Annotated in this window: 20 protein-coding genes; 9 read left to right on the top strand and 11 right to left on the bottom strand. The window is 71.8% G+C overall.

From position 1 onward, the window contains the following. The first annotated feature begins 5 nt into the window (after positions 1 to 5). Genes nuoL through nuoN form a run of 3 tightly spaced genes read left to right on the top strand, consistent with a single transcriptional unit; the run spans position 6 to position 5,207 of the window. Positions 6 to 1,946 carry an NADH-quinone oxidoreductase subunit L gene (gene nuoL, locus ACZ4VL_RS16425; RefSeq protein ID WP_468200129.1) on the top strand — a complete coding sequence of 647 codons (1,941 nt, stop codon included), beginning with the start codon at positions 6 to 8 and terminating at the stop codon, positions 1,944 to 1,946. Position 1,947: 1 nt separating this feature from the next. Further along, positions 1,948 to 3,555, top strand: coding sequence for an NADH-quinone oxidoreductase subunit M (locus tag ACZ4VL_RS16420; protein ID WP_468200127.1), 1,608 nt, complete (start codon positions 1,948 to 1,950; stop codon positions 3,553 to 3,555). Then, complete coding sequence (nuoN, locus tag ACZ4VL_RS16415) at positions 3,552 to 5,207, top strand: NADH-quinone oxidoreductase subunit NuoN (protein ID WP_468200125.1); 1,656 nt, start codon at positions 3,552 to 3,554, stop codon at positions 5,205 to 5,207. The genes ACZ4VL_RS16420 and nuoN overlap by 4 nt, the downstream gene beginning before the upstream one ends. Before the next feature lie 74 nt (positions 5,208 to 5,281). On the opposite strand, the gene ACZ4VL_RS16410 is transcribed toward nuoN, so the two are convergent. After that, the gene (locus ACZ4VL_RS16410) at positions 5,282 to 5,890 is read right to left on the bottom strand and encodes a Uma2 family endonuclease (protein WP_468200228.1); all 609 of its coding nucleotides are present in this window, start codon (positions 5,888 to 5,890) and stop codon (positions 5,282 to 5,284) included. 227 nt (positions 5,891 to 6,117) lie between these two features. Then, positions 6,118 to 7,341 (bottom strand): fumarylacetoacetase, encoded by a 1,224-nt coding sequence (gene fahA, locus ACZ4VL_RS16405; RefSeq protein WP_468200123.1) that lies wholly within the window; start codon positions 7,339 to 7,341, stop codon positions 6,118 to 6,120. Positions 7,342 to 7,482: 141 nt separating this feature from the next. Between fahA and ACZ4VL_RS16400 the strand changes: the two genes are divergently transcribed. Continuing rightward, positions 7,483 to 8,301: an HAD family hydrolase gene (locus tag ACZ4VL_RS16400; RefSeq protein ID WP_468200122.1), complete on the top strand. Its 819-nt coding sequence runs from the start codon at positions 7,483 to 7,485 to the stop codon at positions 8,299 to 8,301. 35 nt (positions 8,302 to 8,336) lie between these two features. Here the strand turns inward: ACZ4VL_RS16400 and ACZ4VL_RS16395 are convergent, their stop codons facing one another. Next, on the bottom strand, positions 8,337 to 10,343 hold the full coding sequence (locus ACZ4VL_RS16395) for a CocE/NonD family hydrolase (protein ID WP_468200226.1): 2,007 nt from the start codon (positions 10,341 to 10,343) through the stop codon (positions 8,337 to 8,339). 353 nt (positions 10,344 to 10,696) lie between these two features. On the opposite strand from ACZ4VL_RS16395, the gene ACZ4VL_RS16390 reads away from it, so the two are divergent. From ACZ4VL_RS16390 to ACZ4VL_RS16375, 4 genes are all read left to right on the top strand, one after another. Further along, complete coding sequence (locus ACZ4VL_RS16390) at positions 10,697 to 11,707, top strand: polyprenyl synthetase family protein (RefSeq protein WP_385849314.1); 1,011 nt, start codon at positions 10,697 to 10,699, stop codon at positions 11,705 to 11,707. 262 nt (positions 11,708 to 11,969) lie between these two features. After that, entirely contained in the window at positions 11,970 to 13,181 is a 1,212-nt protein-coding gene (locus ACZ4VL_RS16385; protein ID WP_468200119.1) for a LolA family protein, read from the top strand. A 113-nt stretch (positions 13,182 to 13,294) separates the two neighbouring features. Continuing rightward, complete coding sequence (locus ACZ4VL_RS16380; RefSeq protein WP_361090853.1) at positions 13,295 to 13,498, top strand: plasmid partition protein ParG; 204 nt, start codon at positions 13,295 to 13,297, stop codon at positions 13,496 to 13,498. Next, complete coding sequence (locus ACZ4VL_RS16375; protein ID WP_468200117.1) at positions 13,495 to 13,911, top strand: hypothetical protein; 417 nt, start codon at positions 13,495 to 13,497, stop codon at positions 13,909 to 13,911. Before ACZ4VL_RS16380 ends, ACZ4VL_RS16375 begins: the two co-directional genes overlap by 4 nt. 33 nt (positions 13,912 to 13,944) lie before the next feature. Here ACZ4VL_RS16375 and ACZ4VL_RS16370 read toward each other — a convergent pair whose 3' ends face one another. The 3 genes from ACZ4VL_RS16370 to ACZ4VL_RS16360 form a co-directional block, all read right to left on the bottom strand. Further along, positions 13,945 to 15,261, bottom strand: coding sequence for a M28 family metallopeptidase (locus ACZ4VL_RS16370; protein ID WP_468200116.1), 1,317 nt, complete (start codon positions 15,259 to 15,261; stop codon positions 13,945 to 13,947). Positions 15,262 to 15,471: 210 nt separating this feature from the next. Next, positions 15,472 to 16,440, bottom strand: coding sequence for an EamA family transporter RarD (gene rarD / locus ACZ4VL_RS16365; RefSeq protein WP_468200115.1), 969 nt, complete (start codon positions 16,438 to 16,440; stop codon positions 15,472 to 15,474). 198 nt (positions 16,441 to 16,638) lie between these two features. Further along, positions 16,639 to 17,493 (bottom strand): SDR family oxidoreductase, encoded by an 855-nt coding sequence (locus ACZ4VL_RS16360; protein ID WP_468200114.1) that lies wholly within the window; start codon positions 17,491 to 17,493, stop codon positions 16,639 to 16,641. Between the two features lie 119 nt (positions 17,494 to 17,612). On the opposite strand from ACZ4VL_RS16360, the gene ACZ4VL_RS16355 reads away from it, so the two are divergent. After that, entirely contained in the window at positions 17,613 to 18,005 is a 393-nt protein-coding gene (locus ACZ4VL_RS16355) for a winged helix-turn-helix transcriptional regulator (protein ID WP_468200112.1), read from the top strand. 95 nt (positions 18,006 to 18,100) lie between these two features. Here ACZ4VL_RS16355 and ACZ4VL_RS16350 read toward each other — a convergent pair whose 3' ends face one another. The 5 genes from ACZ4VL_RS16350 to ACZ4VL_RS16330 all read right to left on the bottom strand — a co-directional run. Further along, on the bottom strand, positions 18,101 to 19,168 hold the full coding sequence (locus tag ACZ4VL_RS16350; protein WP_468200111.1) for a 2-oxoacid:ferredoxin oxidoreductase subunit beta: 1,068 nt from the start codon (positions 19,166 to 19,168) through the stop codon (positions 18,101 to 18,103). Then, positions 19,161 to 21,116 (bottom strand): 2-oxoacid:acceptor oxidoreductase subunit alpha, encoded by a 1,956-nt coding sequence (locus ACZ4VL_RS16345; protein WP_468200110.1) that lies wholly within the window; start codon positions 21,114 to 21,116, stop codon positions 19,161 to 19,163. Before ACZ4VL_RS16345 ends, ACZ4VL_RS16350 begins: the two co-directional genes overlap by 8 nt. A 382-nt stretch (positions 21,117 to 21,498) precedes the next feature. Beyond that, positions 21,499 to 22,158: a response regulator transcription factor gene (locus tag ACZ4VL_RS16340; RefSeq protein WP_361091152.1), complete on the bottom strand. Its 660-nt coding sequence runs from the start codon at positions 22,156 to 22,158 to the stop codon at positions 21,499 to 21,501. Positions 22,159 to 22,329: 171 nt separating this feature from the next. Beyond that, a complete protein-coding gene (locus tag ACZ4VL_RS16335) occupies positions 22,330 to 23,682 on the bottom strand; it encodes a sensor histidine kinase (protein WP_468200224.1) in 1,353 nt (450 codons plus the stop codon). 120 nt (positions 23,683 to 23,802) lie between these two features. Further along, positions 23,803 to 24,061 (bottom strand): sensor histidine kinase (locus ACZ4VL_RS16330; protein WP_468200109.1); only part of this gene is annotated, 259 nt, incomplete at its 5' end.

Here is a 24,061-nt window from a genome sequence, read left to right as displayed (position 1 = left end):
ACACAGTGGACAATCTGATCGCGCTGCTCGTGGCGGCGCCCCTGCTCGGGGCGGCGGTGCTGCTGTGCTGCGGGCGGCGCCTCGACAAGACCGGGCACTGGCTCGGCACCCTGCTCGCGGCGGTCTCCTTCGGCATCGGCGTGGCCCTGTTCGCCGGCATGCTGGGGCGTCCGGCCGACGAGCGCACCATGCGGCAGTTCCTGTACAGCTGGATCCCGGTGGAGGGCTTCCAGGCGGACGTCGCCTTCCGGCTGGACCAGCTGTCGATGACGTTCGTCCTGCTCATCACCGGTGTGGGCACGCTCATCCACGTGTACTCGATCGGGTACATGGAGCACGACGAGCGCCGCCGCCGCTTCTTCGGCTACCTCAACCTGTTCCTCGCGGCGATGCTGCTCCTGGTCCTCGCCGACAACTACCTGCTGCTGTACGTCGGCTGGGAGGGCGTGGGCCTCGCCTCGTACCTGCTCATCGGCTTCTGGCAGCACAAGCCCAGCGCGGCGACCGCCGCGAAGAAGGCCTTCCTGGTCAACCGGGTCGGCGACATGGGCCTGTCGATCGCGATCATGCTGATGTTCACCACGTTCGGCACGTTCGCGTTCGGGCCGGTGTTCGCGTCCGCGGACAAGGCCTCCGAGGGGATGCTGACGGCGATCGGCCTGATGCTGTTGCTCGCCGCCTGCGGCAAGTCGGCCCAGGTGCCGCTGCAGTCCTGGCTCGGCGACGCGATGGAGGGCCCGACCCCGGTCTCGGCGCTCATCCACGCGGCGACCATGGTCACCGCCGGCGTCTACCTGATCGTCCGCTCCGCGGCGATCTTCAACGGGGCACCGGACGCACAGCTGGTCGTCACCATCGTCGGCGCGGTCACGCTGCTCTTCGGTGCGATCGTCGGTTGCGCGAAGGACGACATCAAGAAGGCCCTCGCCGGGTCGACGATGTCGCAGATCGGCTACATGATCCTCGCCGCCGGCCTCGGCCCGATCGGCTACGTCTTCGCGATCATGCACCTGGTCACCCACGGCTTCTTCAAGGCCGGCCTCTTCCTCGGCGCCGGTTCCGTGATGCACGGGATGAATGACGAGGTCGACATGCGCAAGTACGGCGGCCTGCGCCGGTACATGCCGATCACGTTCGTGACGTTCGGGCTCGGCTACCTCGCCATCATCGGCTTCCCCGGCCTGTCCGGCTTCTTCTCCAAGGACAAGATCATCGAGGCGGCCTTCGCGAAGGGCGGCACCGAGGGCTGGATCCTCGGCTCGGTGGCCCTGATCGGCGCGGCCATCACCGCGTTCTACATGACCCGCGTCATGCTGATGACCTTCTTCGGGGAGAAGCGCTGGCAGCCGGCGCCCGACGCCGACGCCGTGCCGGGCGTCGAACCCGGCACCGAGCACCACGCCGGCGAGCTCCCGCACCCGCACGAGTCCCCGAAGTCCATGACCGCCCCGATGATCGTGCTGGCCTTCGGCTCGGTCTTCGCCGGCGCGTTCTTCGTGATGGGCGACCGCTTCCTGAACTGGCTGGAGCCCGTCACCGGGTACGAGCACGGACACCCGCCGGTCAGCGCCCTGACCGTGACCCTCGCGACGACGGCCTGCCTCGTCATCGGCGTCGCGATCGCCTGGGCCATGTACGGGCGCCGCCCGGTGCCGGTCACCGCCCCGCGCGGCAGCCTGCTCACCCGGGCCGCCCGCCGGGACCTGCTCCAGGACGACCTCAACCACATCGTGCTGGTGCGCGGCGGCGAGCACCTGACCCGCTCGCTCGTCTACGTCGACCACAGCCTGGTCGACGGCGTGGTCAACGGGACGGCCGCCTCGGTCGGCGGCCTCTCGGGCCGCCTGCGCAAGCTGCAGAACGGCTACGCCCGCAGCTACGCGGTCTCGATGTTCGGGGGTACGGCGATCCTCATCGCCGCGACCCTGCTGATGAGGGCGGTGTGAGATGTCCCTTCCCCTGTTGACGGTGACGGCCGCGGTCCCCGCGGTCGGAGCGGTCCTCACGGCGGCCGTCCCGGCCGCCCGCCGGACCGCCGCCAAATGGCTCGCCCTGCTCTTCTCCCTCGCCACCCTGGCCCTGGCCGTGCTCGTCGCCGTCCGCTTCGACCCGGACGGCGACCGCTACCAGCTCACCGAGTCGCACGCCTGGATCGCCGACTTCGGGGTCCGCTACCAACTCGGTGTCGACGGCATCGCGGTGGCGCTGATCGGGCTGACCGCCCTGCTGGTCCCGTTCGTCATCGCGGCCGGCTGGCACGACGCCGACCCGCTGGAGACCAGCTCCTCGCGCTGGCGGCCGACGCAGGGCTTCTTCGCCCTGATCCTGATGGTCGAGGCGATGGTGATCATCTCCTTCGAGGCCACCGACGTCTTCCTCTTCTACATCTTCTTCGAAGCCATGCTGATCCCGATGTACTTCCTCATCGGCGGCTTCGGAGACCGCGCACACGGGGGCTCCGACGAGAACGCGGCCGCCCAGCGGTCGTACGCGGCGGTCAAGTTCCTCCTCTACAACCTGGCCGGCGGCCTGATCATGCTGGCCGCCGTCATCGGGCTGTACGTGGTCGCCGGGAACTTCTCCCTCCAGGAGATCACCGCCGCCCGCGCCGCGGGCACCCTGGACATGTCGACCAACACCGAGCGGCTCCTCTTCCTCGGCTTCTTCTTCGCCTTCGCCGTCAAGGCCCCGCTGTGGCCGCTGCACACCTGGCTGCCGAACGCGATGGGCGAGTCCACCGCCCCGGTCGCCGTGCTGATCACCGCGGTCGTCGACAAGGTCGGCACCTTCGCGATGCTCCGCTTCTGCCTCGGCCTGTTCCCCGAGGCCAGCAAGTGGGCCACCCCGGCGATCCTCGTCCTGGCCCTGATCAGCATCGTCTACGGTGCGCTGGTCGCCGTCGGGCAGCGCGACATCAAGCGGCTGGTCGCGTACGCGTCGATCTCGCACTTCGGCTTCATCATCCTGGGCATCTTCGCGATGACCTCGCAGGGGCAGTCGGGCGCGACGCTGTACATGGTCAACCACGGCCTCTCCACCGCGGCCCTGATGCTCGTCGCCGGGTTCCTGATCTCCCGGCGCGGCTCGCGGCTCATCGCCGACTACGGCGGCGTGCAGAAGGTCGCCCCGGTGCTGGCCGGCACCTTCCTGATCGGCGGCCTCGCCACCCTGTCGCTGCCCGGGCTCGCCCCGTTCGTCAGCGAGTTCCTGGTCCTGGTCGGCACGTTCGCCCGGTACCCGGCCGTCGGCGTCATCGCCACCGTCGGCATCGTGCTGGCCGCCCTGTACACGCTGGTCCTCTACCAGCGCACCATGACCGGCCCGGTCCGGGACGAGGTGCGCAACATGCCGGACCTGCGCGCACGCGAACTCCTCGTCGTCGCCCCGCTGATCGCGCTGCTGATCGGGCTGGGCGTCTACCCGAAGCCGCTCACCCAGATCGTCAACCCGGCGGTGGAGTACACCATGGCGGACGTCAAGCAGACCGACCCGAAGCCCTCCGTGCCCGTGCAGAACGTGGCTGTCGAGGCCGAGAACGGGGAGGCCGCGAAGTGAGCACCGTGACTTCGGCCCACGGCCTGTGGGCGGTCGCCGCACAGGCACCGATCGACAAGATCCCGGCCCCGCACATCGAGTACGCCCAGCTCGCGCCCACCCTGATCGTGGTGGGCGTGGCCGTCGTCGGCGTCCTCGTCGAGGCCTTCGTACCGCGCGCCGCCCGCTACCCCGTCCAGGTGTTCCTCGCCGTCGCCGCCCTGGCCTCCGCGTTCGCGGCGGTCGTCGGCCTCGCCGCCGCCGGGTACGCGGGCGACAAGGCCCACATCGCGGCCATGGGCGCCGTCGCCGTGGACGGGCCCGCCCTGTTCCTGCAGGGCACCATCCTGCTGGCCTCGCTCGTCGCCCTGTTCACGTTCGCCGAACGGCACCTGGATCCGGCGGCGCACGGCAATCGGGTGGACTCCTTCGCCGCCCAGGCGGCGTCCGTACCGGGCAGCGACAGCGAGAAGGCCGCCGTCAAGGCCGGTTTCACCACGACCGAGGTCTTCCCGCTCGCCCTGTTCGCGATCGCCGGGATGCTGATCTTCCCGGCGGCGAACGACCTGCTGACGCTGTTCGTCGCCCTGGAGGTCTTCTCCCTCCCGCTGTACCTGCTGTGCGCCCTCGCCCGCCGCCACCGGCTGGTGTCGCAGGAGGCGGCGGTCAAGTACTTCCTGCTCGGCGCCTTCTCGTCGGCGTTCCTCCTCTTCGGCATCGCGCTGCTCTACGGCTACGCGGGTTCCGTCTCGTACGCGGCCATCGCGGACGTGGTCGACGGCACCGTCACGAAGATCGACCCGGCCCTCGCCGACACCATGGGCAACGACGTGCTGCTGCTGATCGGCGGGGCGCTCGTGCTGATGGGCCTGCTGTTCAAGGTCGGCGCCGTCCCCTTCCACATGTGGACCCCGGACGTCTACCAGGGCGCACCGACGCCGGTCACCGGCTTCATGGCGGCGGCGACCAAGGTGGCCGCGTTCGGTGCGCTGCTGCGCCTGCTGTACGTGGTCCTGCCGGGCCTGCGGTGGGACTGGCGGCCGGTGATGTGGGGCGTGGCGATCGTGACGATGCTGGGCGGCGCGGTGCTCGCGGTGACCCAGACCGACGTCAAGCGCCTGCTGGCCTACTCCTCGATCGCGCACGCGGGCTTCATCCTGGCCGGCGTGATCGCCACGACGGCGCAGGGCGTCCAGTCGGTGCTGTTCTACCTGCTGGCCTACTCCTTCGTGACGATCGGCGCGTTCGCGGTGGTCACGCTGGTGCGGGACGCGGGCGGCGAGGCCACCCACCTGTCGAAGTGGGCGGGGCTCGGGCGCCGTTCACCGCTGACGGCGGCCGTGTTCGCGGTGTTCCTGCTGGCCTTCGCGGGCATCCCGCTCACCTCCGGCTTCTCCGGGAAGTTCGCCGTGTTCAAGGCGGCGGCGGAGGGCGGCGCGGGCGTGCTGGTCGTCGTCGGCGTCATCTCGTCGGCGATCGCCGCGTTCTTCTACGTCCGGGTGATCGTGCTGATGTTCTTCAGCGAGCCGAAGGCGGACGGGCCGACTGTGGCCGTGCCGTCGCCGCTGACGATGACGACGATCGCGGTCGGCGTCGCCGTGACGCTGGTGCTGGGTCTGGCGCCGCAGTACTTCCTGGACCTGGCGGGGCAGGCGAGCACCTTCGTGCGGTAGCCGGCGCCTCGTCCGAGGCCGAGGGCCCGGCCCCCTCTTCCGGGGGCCGGGCCCCTTGCCGTGCCGGAGGGTGACTACTCGGGCCGTCGGCGCTTCGGCGTGATCTCGGTGAGGTCCAGGTCGATGGGGAAAGGGACGGAGACCTTTAGGCGCTCGTGGAAGATGCCCGTGCTCATGTAGGAGCCCGTGGCCGGTTCACGTTCGAAGACGTAGACCACCGCCCGGCCGTCCTTCTTCTCCACCCGCCAGAAGTGGGGGATCCCGGCGCGGGCGTACTTCAGGGGCTTGGTCTCGCGGTCCCGCCCGATCGACTCCGGTGAGACGACTTCGATGGCCAGGCGGACGGACGACGCGGGAAACCGGGTCAGATCGGGGTCGTTGACGACGTCCTCGTCGACGACGATGACGTCAGGCTCCGGCCGGTTGCGCCGGTCGATGTCGATGGTGAACTCCCGGACCACCTCCAGTCCGGCGGGGACGAGCGACTGGAGCTGCCAGTTGAAGAAGTCCACCGCACGCGAGTGGAAAAGGTTCTGCGGACTCACGAAGACGAGGCTCCCGTCGATCAGCTCCGTGTGAGGAGGCAGGTGGGGAAGCCGGTCGAGGTCGTCGGCCGTCCAGCCGCCTGCGGGCGGGACGGGCCAGCGGTACGTCGGCTCGAAGTCCTCGGGGTCGACGCTCATAGGTAGTGCTCCCATGCGACGGAGTCTCGCCAGTCCGTCCAGCGTATCGCCGGGACACCGCAGCGGACCGCCCGCACGTGTGAGCGGGCGGTCGCGTGTTGACCATGTGCCGTTGGCATGGGCGGACGGCATATGCGCGGACGTCGCCGTCCGGCAGGATCCGTCACCTGCGGTGTCGGCGGGGCGGCGGTGTGGCCGCCGTCCCGCCGTAGCCGTGCGGGGGCGGGCTAGCGGGTGGGCACGATGCGGCCGGTGACCTCGCCGAGGCCCACGCGGGTGCCCTCCGGGCCGGGGGCCCAGGCGGTCATGGTGACGGTGTCGCCGTCCTCCAGGAAGGTGCGCTTGCCCTCGGCCAGCTCGATGGCGTCGCGGCCGTTCCACGTCAGCTCCAGCAGGGAACCGCGCTGGGCGACCTCGGGGCCGCTGACGGTGCCGGAGCCGTACACGTCGCCGGTGCGCAGGGAGGCGCCGTTGACCGTCATGTGGGCGAGCTGCTGGGCCGCGGTCCAGTACATCGTCGAGAACGGCGGCTGCGCGACCTCCTGCCCGTTGATGGAGACGGTGATGTGCAGGTCGAAGCCGCTGGGCCGGTCGGCGTCGGCGTCGTCCAGGTAGGGCAGCAGCGGGAAGTCGCGGGCCGGCGGGGCGACGCGGGCGGCGTCGAGGGCCTCCAGCGGGGTCACCCAGGCGGAGACGGAGGTGGCGAAGGACTTGCCGAGGAACGGGCCCAGCGGCACGTACTCCCAGGCCTGGATGTCGCGCGCCGACCAGTCGTTGAGGAGGAAGAGCCCGAAGACGTGGTCCTCGAAGTCGCCGAGCGCGACGGGGCTGCCCAGCTCGGAGGGGGCGCCGACGAGGAAGCCGACCTCGGCCTCGATGTCGAGCTTGATCGACGGGCCGAAGACGGGCGCCGCGTCGGCGGGGGCTTTGCGCTGGCCGGAGGGGCGGACGACGTCGGTGCCGGAGACGACGATGGTGCCCGAGCGGCCGTGGTAACCGATCGGCAGGTGCTTCCAGTTGGGGGTGAGCGCGTCGCCGTCGGGGCGGAACATGCGGCCCACGTTGGTGGCGTGGTGCTCGCTGGCGTAGAAGTCGACGTAGTCGGCGACCTCGTACGGCAGGTGCATCGTGACCGCGTCGAGGGGCAGCAGGTGGGCCTCGACCGTCGCGCGGTGGCCGGGGTCGGTGACCCAGGCGGTCAGCGCGCGGCGCACGTCGCGCCAGGCGGTGCGGCCGGCGGCCAGCAGGGGGTTGAGCGAGGGCTGCCCGAGCAGGCCGGCGTACGGGGAGCCGAGCGCCTCCGCGGCCGCCCCCGCGTCGAGTACGTGCCCGCCGATGCGCACGCCGATCCGGCGGCGGGAGTCGCCGGTGGTGGAGAAGACGCCGTACGGGAGGTTGTGCGGCCCGAACGGGTCGCCCTCGGGGACATCGAGGGGGCTCTGCTGGGGCATGGGGTACTGCCTCGCTTTCGATGCGGTCCGGGGGGTGTCCCGGGGGCTGGTTGATACGTTACGTGGCTGCTGGGGCCTGCGGGAGGCCGGATTCGGGCGCTATTTGTAGGACTTGTCCACTGGGGTCCGTATCCTTGCGCCGTGACTTCCGCTCCGCCTTCGGCCCCCCCTTTCTCTCTCATCGCCACTGACCTGGACGGGACCCTGCTGCGCGCCGGAGACACCGTCTCCGCCCGCTCGTACGCCGCGCTCGCGACGGCGCGCGCCGCGGGCGCCCTGCACATCATCGTCACCGGGCGCCCCGTTCCGCAGGTACGCCATGTCCTTGACAGCCTTGGGTATACGGGGCTCGCGGTGTGCGGACAGGGCGCGCAGGTGTACGACGCAGCGCGCGGGCATCTGCTGCACGCCGTGGAAATGGAACGGGAGCTGGCGGAGGAGGCACTCGGCAAGATCGAAGCCGAGATTGGGGAGGTCTGGGCGGCGGTCGACCAGGACGGCGTGGACGCCGCGATGCTGATAGGGCCCGGCTACCGGATGCCGCACCCCCACCTGCCGACGGTGCGGGTAGGGCAGCGGGCCGACCTGTGGGCCGCGCCCATCAACAAGGTGCTGCTCCAGCACCCGGAGCTCGACGACGACGAGCTCACGGAGCTGGCGCGGGGGGTCGTCGGCCACATGGTCAACGTGACCATGGCGGGGGAGCACACGGTGGAGCTCCAGCCGCTCGGGGTGGACAAGGCGAGCGGGCTGGCGCTGGCGGCCGAGGTGCTGGGGGTCGGGGGCCCGCACACCATCGCCTTCGGGGACATGCCGAACGACGTCCCGATGTTCGCCTGGGCGGCGCACGGGGTCGCCATGGCGAACGCCCACCGCGAACTGGTCGCCGTCGCGGACGAGGTGACGCTGTCGAACGAGGACGACGGCATCGCGGTGGTCCTGGAGCGGCTCTACGGCTGACCCGCGCGCCTGCGGGGCCGGCCGCCGGGGGCCCGTCACCCCGCGGTGCGCGGCAGGCTGCGCTCCCACGTCCGGTGGAAGACGACCTCCTCCCCCTCCCGGCACACCAGTTCGTCGGAGGTGAGGAACGAGGCCCCGTCGCAGCCGATCTCCGAGCGGGTCTCGATCCGCACGTCCCAGCCCGACTCGGGCCGGTGCAGCCGGATCCGCCACGTGGAGCGGGTCCGGGCCGACAGGGCGTCCCCGTCCCGGATCTCGTACACCTCGCCCACCTCCTCGGTGGACTCCAGCCCGTCCGGGTACACCCGGGTCCCGCCGTACCGCGGGTCCACCTCCAGCCGCCACGCCCCGCGCGCGACGTCGCGTACGACGACCCGTTCCGGACGCGGCTCGTCCAGCGTGGCCGGGACGGCCACCGGGAGCGGCGGCGCCTGTTCGGGCGGCCCGAAGGCGACGGCGTCGTCCACGGCGGGCGAGGGGAAGCGCACCGGGAGGACCAGGGCGCTGCCGGCCGGGTCGAGGGTCCAGCCGGCCTCCGAGCCGGCCCGCGGCCAGATCCACGGCCAGTACGCCGAGGACAGGGCGAGGCGGATGCGGTGGCCCGGCGCGAAGGCGTGCCCGATGCCGTTCAGCTCGAACACCACGTCCTCGTAAGCGCCCACCGGCCACGGCTCCGCCAGTTCCCGGCCGAGCCGCGCCGACAGGTTCAGCGCGCCCCGGGTGACCAGCGTGGACGAGCCGTCCGGCGCGACGTCGCAGAGGCGGGCGGCCACCTGCCCGTACGGGACGTCCATCCGCAGCCGCAGGGTGACCTGCGGGCGGCCCAGGATCTCCAGCGGGGCCCCGCCCGCCACCGGGAACTCGAAGCAGGCGGACTTCGCGTCCTCCTCCCGCTGGTCCGGTGGCAGGTCGGCGTCGTTGCCGTACGGCCGGAACCGGCCCGCGTCCAGGCCGGTGTGCTGCGGCGAGGCGACGGCCACCGGCGCGCCCCGGAGCCCGTACGTGACGGAGGTGACGGCGGGGGAGGGCCAGGCCGGATCGCCGGTCCAGCGGCCGGGCAGTTCCTCGTACGTGGTCGCCGGCGGGTGGGAGGCGGAGATCCAGGACCGCAGCAGGGGCTCGTCCATCACCCCGTTGGCGGAGCCCCTCAGCCAGTGGTCCCACCAGCGCAGCGTCTCCTGGAGGAAGCCGATCGAGGGGCCCGGCGGCAGCCCGCGGTCGGGGTACTGGTGCGACCAGGGGCCGATCAGGCCGCGCACCCGGTCGGCACGGAGGTGGGAGACCAGCCGCAGCACCGTGTCCCGGTACGGGTCGTGCCAGCCGCCCACGGCGAGGACCGCCGCGCGGACGGCCCCGTAGTCCTCGCAGACGCTGCCGTGCATCCAGTGCGCGTCACGGGTCTGGTGCGCCAGCCAGGTGTGGACCGGCGGTTCGACCGACTCCAGCCGGGCCAGCCACTGCTCGCGCCAGCCGTCGCCGGCGTACCGCGGGTCCGGCGGGCGGGCGGCGAAGGCCAGCAGGGTCGCCGACGCGGCGTGCAGGTCGGCGGCCAGCACCGAGCCGCCCGAGTGGTGCGCGTCGTTGTCGAAGCGGTCGTCCGTCGAACAGACGGTGACGACCGCCTTGAGGGCCTCGGGTGCGAGCGCGGCGATCTGGAGGGAGTTGGTGCCGCCCCACCCGATCCCGAACATCCCCACGGACCCCGTGCACCACGGCTGCGCCGCCAGCCACTCCACCACCGCGACCCCGTCGGTCAGTTCCCGGTCGCCGTAGGGCTCGCCCGGGCTGCCGCCGCTGCAGCCGTGGCCGCGGACGTCGACCCGCACCGAGGCGTAGCCGTGGCCCGCGTACCAGGGGTGGCGCTGCCCGTCGCGCGGGGCCGTCCAGTCCGTCAGCCGGTACGGGAGGTACTCGAGCAGGGCCGGGACGGGCTCCGCCGTGAGCGGACGCCAGATCCGGGCGTACAGCTCCACGCCGTCGGGCATCGGGATGCGGACGTCGTCGCGGGCGGTCTCGTGGGGGAAGGCGGTGCGGATGGTCACGTCCATGCGGCCGTCCGCCTCCTCGGGGCACCGGCGGTGGCGGCGGGCCGCGCGCGCGTCAGCCATCCGACGGCCGCCATACGGGTGGCCGCGGCGCCGTCCGAGGCGACCGGCTCCGCCGGGTCCTCCCTCTCGGTCACAGTTCTGGACAAGACGCGCTCTCCGGTTGTCTCGGCTCATCACGAACATACCGGGGTATTCGGGGCGATGCGTCGGCGCTTCGGGCGTGGCGGTGAGACGGGTGCTCTCGGTGATCGAAATCGGACCGGATAGGCTGGCTTGAGTGAAGGCAGCGACACATCGACAATCCAGGTGATCGTCAGCGTGATCGTCAGCAGACAGGAGTACCCCTCGTGACCGTCGTCGGGCCGTTCGGACTGAGCGTGCGGGACCAGGCTCTTGAGACCGATGTCCAGGCCGGACTGGCCGCCGTCGAGGCGGGTCTGCTGGAGGCCACCAAGAGCGAGGTCCCCTTCATCACCGAATCCGCGCAGCACCTGGTCAAGGCCGGTGGCAAGCGGTTCCGGCCGCTGCTGGTCATGCTCGCCTCCCGCTTCGGCGACCCCTACGCGCCCGGCATCGTGCCCTCCGCGGTGGTCGTGGAGCTCACCCACCTGGCGACGCTCTACCACGACGACGTCATGGACGAGGCGGACGTGCGCCGCGGCGTGGCCAGCGCCAACGCCCGCTGGGGCAACTCGGTGGCCGTCCTGACGGGTGACTTCCTCTTCGCCCGTGCCTCGCACATCCTGGCGGACCTCGGCCCGGAGGCCGTGCGCATCCAGGCCGAGGCCTTCGAGCGGCTGGTGACGGGCCAGATCCTGGAGACCGCCGGCCCGCGCGACGGCCGCGACCCGGTCGCCCACTACCTCGACGTCATCGCCGGCAAGACCGGCTCGCTGATCGCGGTCTCCGGCCGGTTCGGCGCCCTGATGTCCGGCGCCGACGAGTCCGTCGTCGACATCCTGACCCAGTACGGCGAGCGCCTCGGCACCGCCTTCCAGCTCGCCGACGACGTCCTCGACATCGCCTCCGACTCGCACGAGTCCGGCAAGACCCCCGGCACCGACCTGCGCGAGGGCATCCCGACGCTGCCCGTGCTGCGGCTGCGCGAGATGGCGGCGGCCGGCGGCGACCCCGCCGACCTGGACCTCGTACGCCTCCTGGACGGCGACCTGACCGACGACGCCCGGCACGCCGAGGTGCTCGCCCGGCTGCGGGTGCACCCCGCGCTGGAGCAGGCCCGCCGGGACACCGTCCGCTACGCGCAGGACGCCCGCGCCATGCTCGCACCGCTGCCGGACTGCGCCGCCAAGGCCGCGCTGGAGGAGCTGTGCGACGCGGTGGTGCACCGCGCGGGCTAGTCTCCGCGGGCCCGGACGGCACCGGGTACGACCGAGGTCATACACGGGGCCCTGCATCCCCTACGGGTAGCGGATGCAGGGCCCTCGCCATGTCATCCCCTGGGCGTACACGGAGTTGAGTCCGCGGAGTGACGCCCCGACCCCCTCCTCTTTGGTCAGATGGAGATACATCCCCACCAGAACGGGTGAGAGTGGCGGCGCGGGGTGGACACGTACGTGCATGAAGGAAGGCCGCCGCCGTACACAAAGAGGTAGGGCAGACATGGCAACGAACGCAAAGTCCCGCAAGGCCGCCCGGTACGCCGTACCGGTCGCCGTGGCGGGCGTGGCCGCCGCGACGGTGGCGATGGTCCCGGCCTTCGCCAACGCCGGCAGCCCGGACCTGCCGAAGGTGACGGCGCAGCAGCTGATCGAGAAGGTCGCCGCGTCGGACGTGGAGCAGTTCTCCGGCAGCGCGAAGATCAGCACCGACCTGGGGCTGCCGTCCTTCGCGGGCGGCCTCCTGGGTGGCGCGGGCGGCGGTGGCGTCACCGGCGGGTCGGCCGACCCGCAGGAGAAGCTGACCCAGCTGGCGAGCGGCAGCCACACGCTGCGGGTCGCGGCCGACGGGCCGGACCACCAGAAGATCACGTTCGTGGACGGCAAGGACGAGTACAGCCTGATCCACAGCGGCGCGGACGTCTGGGGCTACGACAGCAAGGCCAACGAGGTCTGGCACGAGAAGGACCCGGAGGCCGGCAAGGACCACAAGAAGACCGCCGAGCGCCTCGGGGCCTCCCCGCAGCAGATGGCCCAGGAGATCCTCAAGGCCGCCGGCCCGACGACGGACGTCAGCGTCGGCGACAACGCCCAGGTCGCCGGGCGGGACGCGTACCAGCTGGTGCTCAAGCCCAAGCAGAGCGGCTCCACGATCGGCTCCGTCAAGATCGCCGTGGACGCGAAGAACGGCGTGCCGCTGCGCGTGCAGCTGCTCGCGGCCGAGGGCGGCAAGCCCATCGTCGACGCCGGCTTCACGAAGGTCGACTTCGCCAAGCCCGCCGCCGACACCTTCGCCTTCACCCCGCCCAAGGGCGCCAAGGTGACCGAGGGCAGGGCCGGCGGCCCCGAGGGCGGCCCGGGCCACGGCAAGGAGTTCAAGGGCCTGGAGGCCTTCCCCGGCCTCGACGCCATCACCGGCGGCGCCGGCAAGAACGGCAACGGGGACGTGAAGGTCCTCGGCGAGGGCTGGTCGACCATCGCCCGGATCGACACGGGCGCGGGCCGCAGCCTGAAGGACCTGGAGAACGACAAGAACGCCCCCAAGGAGGCCAAGCAGTTCCTCAACTCCCTCGGGGACAAGGTCTCCGGAGGCTTCGGCGAGGGCCGGATCTTCAAGACCCGCGTGGTCAACGCGCTGATCACGGACGACGGCAAGGTGTACGTCGGCGCGGTCACCAAGGACGCGCTGGTGCAGGCGGCCACGGCCAACAAGTAGGCCGCGGCGGCCCTGTGGGGCCGCACAGCGAAGGGTGGGCGGGGACTGTGTCCCCGCCCACCCTTCGGCCGTTCGGGCCGTGCGTACAGCAGCCCCGCTGTACCGTGGGGACCATGCCGAGACACGTCACCATCCGCCTGGACGAAGAGTTCCACGACCGCCTCAAGGCGCGCGCGGCGGCACAGGGGACGACGGTCACCGCGCTGATCACCGAGGTAACGGAACGCGAGCTCGACGAGGACCGGAAGAACTTCCTTTCCGGGATAGAGGAGTTCGCCGTTCACTGGGGCTACTTCCAGGAGCGGTTCGGCCATTGAAGATCACCATGGAGTGGGCCTGGACCGCTCTGGCCCACCATCTCCCGTCCGATCCCGCCGTGTGGGATCCCTCCGGGGTGGCCGCCGCGGTCGCCCGGCACCAGAACGACCTCGTCATGGTGCCCGAGCAGCCCGCCCCCGACACCGCGTGGCGGGCCGCCGCGTTCCTGCACACCCTCGCCGTGTGCCCGGCGCTGGAATCGCCGATGAACGAGTTCTACACGGCCGCCGCCACCCGCTCCTACCTGCGGGTGGCGGGGGCCAAGCAGCTTCCCTCGCCCGAGCAGCTGGGCGACCTGGTCGAGGCGGCGAAGCTGGGCCGCGCCGACATCGGCGCCGTGGCCGAGGAACTGCGCGCCCTCATCAGGGAGCCGCTGGACGCCTCGCTCCGGGCTCCTGCCGAGGGCGCGTAGCCGTGGTCGTGGCCGCAGCCGTGGCCGGCCGGGTCAGAACGTGATCCGCCAGCTGTTGATGTAGCCGACGTCCTGCGCGGCCGTGTCCTTGACCTGGAGCTTCCAGACGCCGTTGGCCACCTCGCTCGACGCGTTGACGGTGTACGTCTGGACGATGTTGTCGGCGCTGCCGCCGCTGCGGTTGTGCAGGTTGTAGACGGTGCCGTCCGGGGCGACCAGGTCGACCACCAGGTCACCGCGGTAGGTGTGGACGATGTTCACGTCGACCTTGGTGGTGGCCGGGGCGTTGCCCGTCACGCCGGAGACCGTGATCGGCGAGTTCACCGCGGCGCCGGGGGAGTCCGGGATGTTCACGTCCGCCGTGTTCTCGAAGGACGGGCCGGGCGGGACCGGGGTGGCCGCCCCCAGGTTCCAGACGGCGTAGGCGACGGCGTCCGCGTTGCGGTCCAGGGCGGTGTCGTTGATGTTCGCCGTGGTGTCGCAGGAGGAGTGGTAGCAGCGGTCGAAGGCCTGGCCGGCCGTGCCGCCCCACTTCTGCGCCTGCGCCGCCGTCTTGGTGTAGTCGGCGCCCGTGAACAGGCCGCCCACCGGGATGCCCGCGTTCTTGAACGGGGCGTGGTCGGAGCGCCCGTCGCCCTCGGTCTCTATCTCGGTCGGTATGCCCAGGCCCGAGAAGTAGGTCTTGAAGGTCTGCTCGATCGTCGGGTCGTCGTCGTAGACGAAGTAGCCCGGGTTCGGGGAGCCGATCATGTCGAAGTTCAGGTAGCCGGAGATCTTCGCCTTCTCCGTGCTCGACAGGCTGTTCACGTAGTACTTCGACCCGATCAGGCCGAGCTCCTCCGCACCCCACCAGCCGAACCGCAGGTGCTTGGTGGGCTGGAGCTGTGCGCGCGAGACGGCCAGGGCGGTCTCCAGGACGGCGGCGGACCCGGACCCGTTGTCGTTGATGCCGGGACCGGAGGTCACCGAGTCCAGGTGCGAGCCGGCCATCAGCACCGAGTTCGGGTCGCCGCCCGGCCAGTCGGCGATCAGGTTGTAGCCGGTGGCGCCGCTGGAGGTGAACGTCTGCAGGGTGGTGGTGAACCCGGCCGCGTCCAGCTTGCCCTTCACGTAGTCGATCGAGGCCTTGTAACCGGCCCTGCCGTGGGCGCGGTTGCCTCCGTTGGCGGAGGCGATGGACTGGAACTGGGCCAGGTGCGCCTTGACGTTGGCCACCGGGATGTCGGGCGGGGTGGGGGCTGCGGTCGCCGCCGCGGGCGAGGCCAGCGCGGCGGGGGCGGCGGGGGCGAAGAGGCCGGCGACCGCGAGCGCGGTCACGGCAGCAAGGCGCCGAGGGACGAACAGGCTCATGTGGGGGCTCCGGGGATTCCGTTGGGGATTGAACGGAACGTGCGGGGATAGAGCAGGTGAGCGATCGTGCGTCAGTGCGCCTGATGTTGAGCGAGAGTATGACTGTCAGTCAAGACCGCGTTTCGGTCAGGGTCGTTCGGAAAACGGACGATCCCCGTCACGGTGGTTCCGTGACGGGGATCGTGGGGGTATTGGGGCGCCCGGGCGGCCCTACGCGCGCTCAGGTTCCGGAGCGGAGGCAGGCTGGGGGGCGCTCGCCGCGGCCGCGGCCCCGGCCGCGTCCAGGCGGGCCCGGGAGCGGCGTGCCGTCCGCAGGGCGTCCCAGGTCAGCAGCGCGAGCGCGGCCCAGACCAGGGAGAAGCCGGCCCACCGCTCGAAGGGCATGGCCTCGTGGAAGTACACGACGCCGAGCGCGAACTGGAACACCGGCGCCAGGTACTGGAGCAGTCCGAGCGTGGACAGCGGGACCCGGATCGCGGCCGCCCCGAAGAAGACCAGCGGGATCGCGGTGACCAGTCCGGTCGCGGCGAGCAGCGCCGAGTGCCCGAGGCCCTCGGTGCCGAAGGCGGACCGGCCCTGGGCGCCCAGCCACAGCAGGTAGCCGAGGGCGGGCGGGAAGAGCAGGGCCGTCTCGGCGGCCAGCGACTCCACGCCGCCCATGCCCAGCTTCTTCTTGATCAGCCCGTAGGTGGCGAAGGAGAAGGCCAGGACCAGGGAGATCCACGGCGGTCGCCCGTACCCGATCGCGAGCACCAGCACGGCGACGAAGCCGACGGCGACCGCCGCCCACTGCGCGCGGCGCAGCCGCTCACCGAGGAGCAGGACGCCGATGGCGATGGTGACCAGGGGGTTGATGAAGTAGCCGAGGCTGGATTCGACGACCGCGCCGTTGTTGACGGACCAGATGTACAGGCCCCAGTTCACGGAGATCACCGTGGCGGCCAGGGCGGTCATGCCCAGCTTGCGGGGCTCGCGCAGCAGCTCCCGTATCCAGCCCCAGCGCCGCATGACCAGCAGCAGGACGCCGACGACGGCCAACGACCACACCATGCGGTGGGCGAGGATCTCGACGGCCCCGGCGGGTTTGAGGAGCGGCCAGAAAAGGGGGACCAGCCCCCACATCCCGTAGGCGCCGAATCCGTAGAGCAGTCCTGTGCGCTGCTCGTTCTCCGCCTTCACGCGGGCCTCCCGTCACATTCCGGCCAACCTCATCCAAGAAACCTAGCGCTGCGGGCCGCCGGTGTCATGTGCATAGGCAGGAGATACTGATGACACCGGTGAGGTCTTGTGGGGCCGGGGTCGGGTGGGCTCACGCAGGTCGCACCCGGCCCGGGGGTGCCGTGCGGGGGTGCTCCGCACGGCACCGTCGCCGCGGGCTCAGGCCAGTGCGGCGGTGATGGCCTCGGCGACCGGCGTGGTCGGGCGGCCGATCAGCCGGGACAGGTCGCCGCCGGTGTGGCCCAGGCTGCCGCGCGCGATCGCCGCGTCCACGTCGACGAGCAGGGCGGCGAAGGCCTCGGGGACCCCCGCGCCCGTGAGGGCGGACAGGTGGGCCTCGGCCGGGAGGTCGGTGTACGCGATCTCCTTGCCGGACTGCGCCGAGACCTCGGCCGCGTACTCGGCCATGCTCCAGGCCGTGTCGCCGGAGAGCTCGTAGATCCGGTTCAGGTGGCCCTCGCCGGTCAGCGCGGCCGCGGCCGCGGCGGCGTAGTCGGCCCGGGCGGCGGAGGCGATCCGGCCCTCGCCGGCGCTGCCCACGACGGCGCCGTGCGCCAGGACGCCGGCCAGCTGGGCCGTGTAGTTCTCGTGGTACCAGCCGTTGCGCAGGAAGGTGTAGGGCAGGCCGGAGTCGAGCAGGGCCTGCTCGGTGACCTTGTGCTCGGCGGCCAGGTCGAAGTCGGCCTCGGGGCCGCCGAGGATCCCGGTGTAGGCGAGCTGGGCCACGCCGGCGGCCTTGGCGGCCTCGATCACCGCGGTGTGCTGCGGCACCCGGTGGCCGACCGCGTTGCCGGAGATCAGCAGGACGCGGTCGCCGGCGCGGAAGGCGTCCGCCAGGGTCTCGGGGGCGTCGTAGTCGGCGATGCGGACCTCGACGCCGCGCTCGGCCAGGTCCGCGGCCTTGGCCTTGTCGCGGACGGCGACGGCCACCTCCGCGGCCGGGACCCGCTTCAGCAGCTCCTCGACGACCAGACGGCCGAGGGCTCCGGTGGCTCCGGTGACGACGATGCTCATGATGCTCTCCCTGGGGCGGGTGTGGTGCGTGGGGTGTTTTCCCTGCCTTTCGGCTGTGACACCACCCTAGGGAAAGCGCTAACTGTTCGTAAGTACCCACTTTGAAGTAAGGTACTGGTATGGCAGTAAGTGAGACGGGCCGGCCGCGGCGCCCTGTGAGCGTGAAGGCCCCGATGTGCCCCTCCCGCGGAGTCCTGGAGCACGTCACCAGCCGCTGGGGCGTGCTGGTCCTGGCCGCCCTCGTGGAGCGCTCGTACCGCTTCAGCGAACTGCGCCGCGAGGTCGGCGGGGTCAGCGAGAAGATGCTCGCCCAGACCCTCCAGACGCTGGAGCGCGACGGCTTCCTGCTGCGCGACGCCAAGCCGGTCATCCCGCCGCGCGTCGACTACTCCCTCACCGAGCTGGGGCGCGAGGCCGCCGAGCAGGTGTGGGCCCTGGCGCGCTGGACCGAGCGGCGCACCCCCGAGGTGCAGGCGGCGCGCGCCGCGTACGACGAGGCCCGGAGCTCCTGAGGAGGAAGCTCCGGGCCTGTCAGACGCGCGGGACGTGCGGGACGTACGGGAGGGACCCGCGGGTCGCGGGTCCGTCCGCGCTCCGCGAGCGGTCGCTAGCCGACGACCGTCCAGGTGTCGCCGCCGGCCAGCAGCGCGCCCAGGTCGCCCTTGCCCTTGCTCTCGACGGCCCGGTCCAGCTGCTCGGCCATGAGCGTGTCGTACACCGGCCGCACCACGCTGCGGAACACCCCGATGGGCGTCTGGTCCAGCGTGTCCGGGTCGGCCAGCCGGGACAGGGCGAAGGCGGTGGTCGGGCTGGCGCCGTGCGCGTCGTGGACCAGGATCCGCGCCTCGTTCTCCGCGGTCACGTCGACGACCTCCAGGTCGCCGGTGGCCGGATCGCGTACGACGCCCTTGTGCCCGCCGGCGCCGAAGCGGATCGGCTGCCCGTGCTCCAGCCGGATCACCGCCTCCTCGGCCCGGTCCTTGTCCTTCAGCACCTCGAAGGCGCCGTCGTTGAAGATGTTGCAGTTCTGGTAGATCTCCACCAGCGCCGTGCCCGGGTGGTCCGCGGCCGCCCGCAGCACCTCGGTCAGGTGCTTGCGGTCGGAGTCGACGGTGCGGGCCACGAAGGACGCCTCGGCGCCCAGCGCCAGCGACACCGGGTTGAAAGGTGCGTCCAGCGAGCCCATCGGCGTCGACTTGGTGACCTTGCCGAGCTCGGAGGTGGGGGAGTACTGCCCCTTGGTCAACCCGTAGATCCGGTTGTTGAACAGCAGGATCTTCAGGTTGACGTTCCGCCGCAGCGCGTGGATCAGGTGGTTCCCGCCGATGGACAGGGCGTCGCCGTCACCGGTGACGACCCACACCGACAGGTCGCGGCGCGAGGTGGCCAGCCCGGTCGCGATGGCCGGGGCCCGGCCGTGGATGGAGTGCATCCCGTACGTGTTCATGTAGTACGGGAACCGGGACGAGCAGCCGATCCCGGAGACGAAGACGATGTTCTCCCTGGCCAGCCCGAGCTCCGGCATGAAGCCCTGCACCGCGGCCAGTACCGCGTAGTCGCCGCAGCCGGGGCACCAGCGGACCTCCTGGTCCGACTTGAAGTCCTTCATGGACTGCGCGGCCTCGGCCCTGGGCACCAGGGACAGCAGGGTCGGGGCGTCGGTCACCTCAGTCATTGACGGCCTCCTCCAGAACCTTCGCGAGCTGCTCGGCCTTGAACGGCATTCCGTTGACCTGGTTGTACGACCGGGCGTCGACCAGGTACTTCGCCCGGAGCAGGGTCGCGAGCTGTCCGAGGTTCATCTCCGGCACCACCACCTTGTCGTAGCCCCGCAGCACCTCGCCGAGGTTGCCCGGGAAGGGGTTCAGATGGCGCAGGTGGGCCTGCGCCACGGGCACTCCGGCAGCCCGCAGCCGTCGGACCGCGGCCGTGATCGGCCCGTACGTGGAACCCCAGCCGATGACCAGGGTCCGGGCGCGGTCCGGGTCCTCGACCTCCACGTCGGGGACCTCGATGCCGTCGACCTTGGCCTGCCGGGTGCGGACCATCAGGTCGTGGTTGGCCGGGTCGTAGCTGATGTTGCCCGTGCCGTCCTGCTTCTCGATGCCGCCGATCCGGTGCTCCAGGCCCGGGGTGCCCGGCACCGCCCACGGGCGGGCCAGGGTCTCCGGGTCGCGCTTGTACGGCCAGAAGACCTCGGTGCCGTCCGCCAGCTCGTGGTTGGGTCCCGCCGCGAACTGCACCCGCAGGTCGGGCAGCTCCACCGGGTCCGGGATCCGCCACGGCTCGGAGCCGTTGGCGAGGTACCCGTCGGAGAGCAGGAACACCGGCGTCCGGTACGTCAGTGCGATCCGGGCCGCGTCCAGCGCGGCGTCGAAGCAGTCCGCCGGCGTGCGCGGGGCGACCACCGGCACCGGGGCCTCGCCGTTGCGCCCGTACATGGCCTGGAGCAGGTCCGCCTGCTCCGTCTTGGTGGGCAGGCCCGTGGAGGGGCCGCCGCGCTGGATGTCCACGATCAGCAGCGGCAGCTCCAGCGAGACCGCGAGGCCGATCGTCTCGGACTTCAGCGCCACACCGGGCCCGGAGGTGGTGGTCACGCCGAGGCTGCCGCCGAAGGCCGCGCCCAGCGCCGCGCCGATACCGGCGATCTCGTCCTCGGCCTGGAAGGTGCGCACGCCGAAGTTCTTGTGCCGGCTCAGCTCGTGCAGGATGTCCGAGGCCGGGGTGATCGGGTACGAGCCCAGGTAGAGCGGCAGCTCGGCCTGCCGGCTCGCCGCGATCAGGCCGTAGGCCAGCGCCAGGTTCCCGGAGATGTTGCGGTAGGTGCCGGTCGGGAAGGCGCGGGTGGCGGGTGCCACCTCGTAGGACACCGCGAAGTCCTCGGTGGTCTCGCCGAAGTTCCAGCCCGCACGGAACGCCGCGACGTTCGCCTCGGCGATGACGGGCTTCTTCGCGAACTTCCGGCGCAGGAACGACTCCGTGCCCTCGGTCGGCCGGTGGTACATCCAGCTCAGCAGGCCCAGCGCGAACATGTTCTTGCTGCGCTCGGCCTCCTTGCGGGAGAGCCCGAAGTCCTTCAGCGCCTCGACCGTCAGGGTCGTCAGGGGCACGGGGTGGATGTTGTAGGCGCCCAGCGAGCCGTCCTCCAGCGGGGAGGTCTCGTAGCCGACCTTCGCCATCGGGCGTTTCGTGAATTCATCGGTATTGATGATGATCTCCGCGCCGCGCGGCACGTCCCCGATGTTCGCCTTCAGTGCCGCCGGATTCATCGCGACCAGGACGTTCGGGGCGTCGCCCGGCGTCAGGATGTCGTGATCGGCGAAATGCAACTGGAAGGAAGATACGCCCGGCAGGGTTCCGGCGGGGGCGCGGATTTCGGCGGGGAAGTTCGGCAGGGTGGAGAGGTCGTTCCCGAAGGACGCCGTCTCCGAGGTGAACCGGTCGCCGGTGAGCTGCATACCGTCACCCGAGTCACCCGCGAACCGGATGATCACCCGATCGAGGCGGCGCACTTCCTTGCCGCCGCCCGGGCCCGGGGGCGTCCGCTGCTCGCCGAGGACGGCCGTCTCGGCCCCCTCGGCCCCGTCGGCCTGCTCGGCTGGGCTACTGACCTGGCTGGTCACTGAACTGGACCTCCTTCGAGGCTCGGCGTTCCCGCTCCCACGGCCAACCCTACGTCGGTACGCCTGCCCTTATCGGAAACGTTCATACTCCGGGCAGTCTTCCGAAGGGTGGACGGACGGCGGAAATTCCGCGGGATTTCAAGGGATCCACCGGGATTCCTGGATTCCGTTTCCCGCTGCCGTACGGAAAAACGCGGGAGCCCGATGGTGTGAGCCAGGTGCGGCCGGAAGTGGTACGCACTCTTTCTGACAGGGTGTCAGTCGATCAGGGGTCGGGACAAGGCCGGACGGCGAGCCTGGGGAGCGGCCGGGGCCGGCCGCGACGGGCCGCGGGCCGCCGGAGCCGCAGGTCGCCCGCCGCCCGCCGCCCGGCCGCCGCCGGTCAGGACCGGAGGTAGGTCAGCACCGCGAGCACGCGGCGGTGGTCGCCCTCGCTCGGCGACAGCCCGAGCTTCATGAAGATGTTGCCGACGTGCTTCTCCACCGCCCCGTCGCTGACCACGAGCTGCTTGGCCACCGCCGAATTGGTCCGGCCCTCGGCCATCAGGCCCAGCACCTCCCGCTCGCGCGGGGTCAGCCCCGCCAGCACGTCCTGCTTGCGGCTGCGGCCGAGCAGCTGGGCGACCACCTCGGGGTCCAGGGCGGTGCCTCCCCGGGCCACCCGTACCACCGCGTCCACGAACTCGCGCACGTCCGCCACCCGGTCCTTGAGCAGGTACCCCACCCCGGTACTGGATCCGGCCAGCAGTTCGGTCGCGTACTGCTCCTCGACGTACTGCGACAGCACCAGCACCCCGATGCCCGGGTACTCCCGCCGCAGCCGGACGGCGGCCCGCACGCCCTCGTCGGTGTGCGTCGGCGGCATCCGCACGTCGGCGACCACCACGTCCGGCAGCGCGTCCTCCGCCGCAAGCTCCGCCACCGTCTTGACCAGGGCCTCCGCGTCCCCGACGCCCGCGACGACGTCATGCCCCCGGTCGGTCAGCAGCCGGGTCAGCCCCTCCCGCAGCAGCACCGAGTCCTCGGCGATGACCACCCGCACCCTGTCTTCCACGATTCAGCAGCTCCCGCGTCCACACGTTCCGGCGATGTACTCCGACCGGGCCAAGCATTCCAGCCCCGGCGGGCGGACGCGGTGGGTGCGGATCGGCGGGTGGAAACGGAGGCGGTTCTTCCCGAGGGCGGGGTCGGCGCGGGGGTCGGGTGGGTCGGGTCAGCGGGTGCGCCAGGGCAGCTCGGCGGTGACGGTGGTGCCGACCCCGGCGGGGGAGTCCACGACCAGCACCCCGTCCACGGCGTCCAGCCGCTCGGTGAGCCCGGCCAGCCCGGAGCCCCCCGCCCCGGCGCTCGCCCCGCCGCGCCCGTCGTCGGTGACCTGGATCAGCAGCCGGTCTGCGGATTTCCAGACGTCGACGCCGGCGGTGTGGGCGCGGGAGTGCTTGCTGATGTTCTGGAGGAGTTCGGAGACGGTGAAGTAGGCGATGCCCTCGATGGCGGCGGCGGGGCGTTCGGGCAGGTCGACGGCGACCTTGACGGGGACGGTGCAGCGGGAGGCGACGGAGGAGAGTGCGGCGTCGAGGCCGCGGTCGGTGAGCACCGCCGGGTGGATCCCCCGGGCGAGGTCGCGCAGTTCCCTGAGGGCGAGCTTCACCTCGCCGTGCGCCTCGTCGACCATCGCGGCCGCGGCGTCCGGGTCCTCGGCGAGCTTCTCCTTCGCCAGGCCGAGTCCCATCGCCAGGGCCGCCAGCCGGGCCTGGGCCCCGTCGTGCAGGTCCCGCTCGATGCGCCGCAGGTCGGCGGCGGCGGTGTCGACGACCACCCCGCGGTCCGACTCCAGCTCGGTCACCCGGTGGGCCAGCCGCGACGGGCCGAGCAGCACGGCCACGAGCAGCCGGTCGACGGCGGTCAGCGCGCGGAACACCCAGGGTGAGGCCAGCGTCAGCAGCAGCCCGGCCAGGAACGTCAGCGCGATCTCGACGGGCGAGTCCAGGTGGAGGGCGTGGTCGCCGTTCTGGAACAGCTGGAGCCCCGGCTGGTCGGTGTACGCCGGGAAGACCCAGAACCAGAGCGGGTACAGCAGGAACGACCAGGCGCACGACCACAGCACCAGCGCCACGCAGAACGCGAACACCGCCCACGGGAACCACACCACCGCGTACAGCGCGTGCCGCCAGGCGCTCCCGCTGCCCAGCAGCGCCCCCATGGCCCCGAGCGCCCCGCCCTTGCGCCCCCAAACCGGTCCCGGAGCCGCGACGGAGACCCCCAGCATGGCGCGGACCCGGGTCCGCTCGATCCCGCCGAACCCGCGGCACATCAGGAGCACCCCGGCGAACACCGGCACCCCGAGGAAGGTGACGAGCAGGCCGGCGCCCAGGGCCAGCCCCGTGATCGCGAGCGAGAAGTACGCCGTGGCGAGCGGCAGCGAGAGCATCAGGTACCCGAACTCCCGCCAGGTCCGTCCGGCGACCGGAGCCCGCAGGGCCCGGCCGAGCGCCGTCCCGTGCGAGCCCGTGCTCCCCGTGGCGCCCTTCGCCCCCATGGCGTCCGTGGTGTCGCCGCCGCCCATGTCCCGCCCGCCCTTCGCTCGTCCCGTCACCCCACCACCCTGTCGCCCGGGGCCGCGCCGGACCATGCGGTGCGTCGGCCTGTCCGCAGGGGGGTTAGCCCCACCCGGAGGCCGCCGGGCTCAGCCGCGGGCGCGCCACGGCAGCTCCGCCGTGACCACCGTGCCCTGCCCGGGCGGCGAGTCCACGACGAAGACCCCGTCCACCGCGCCCAGCCGCTCCGCGAGCCCCGCCATTCCCGTCCCCACGGAGGGCGTCGCCCCGCCGCGCCCGTCGTCCGACACCCGGATCAGCAGCCGGTCTGCGGATTTCCAGACGTCGACGCCGGCGGTGTGGGCGCGGGAGTGCTTGCTGATGTTCTGGAGGAGTTCGGAGACGGTG

Source organism: Streptomyces sp. NPDC029014 (assembly GCF_055564695.1).
This window is presented reverse-complemented; position numbering and strand designations above follow the sequence as displayed.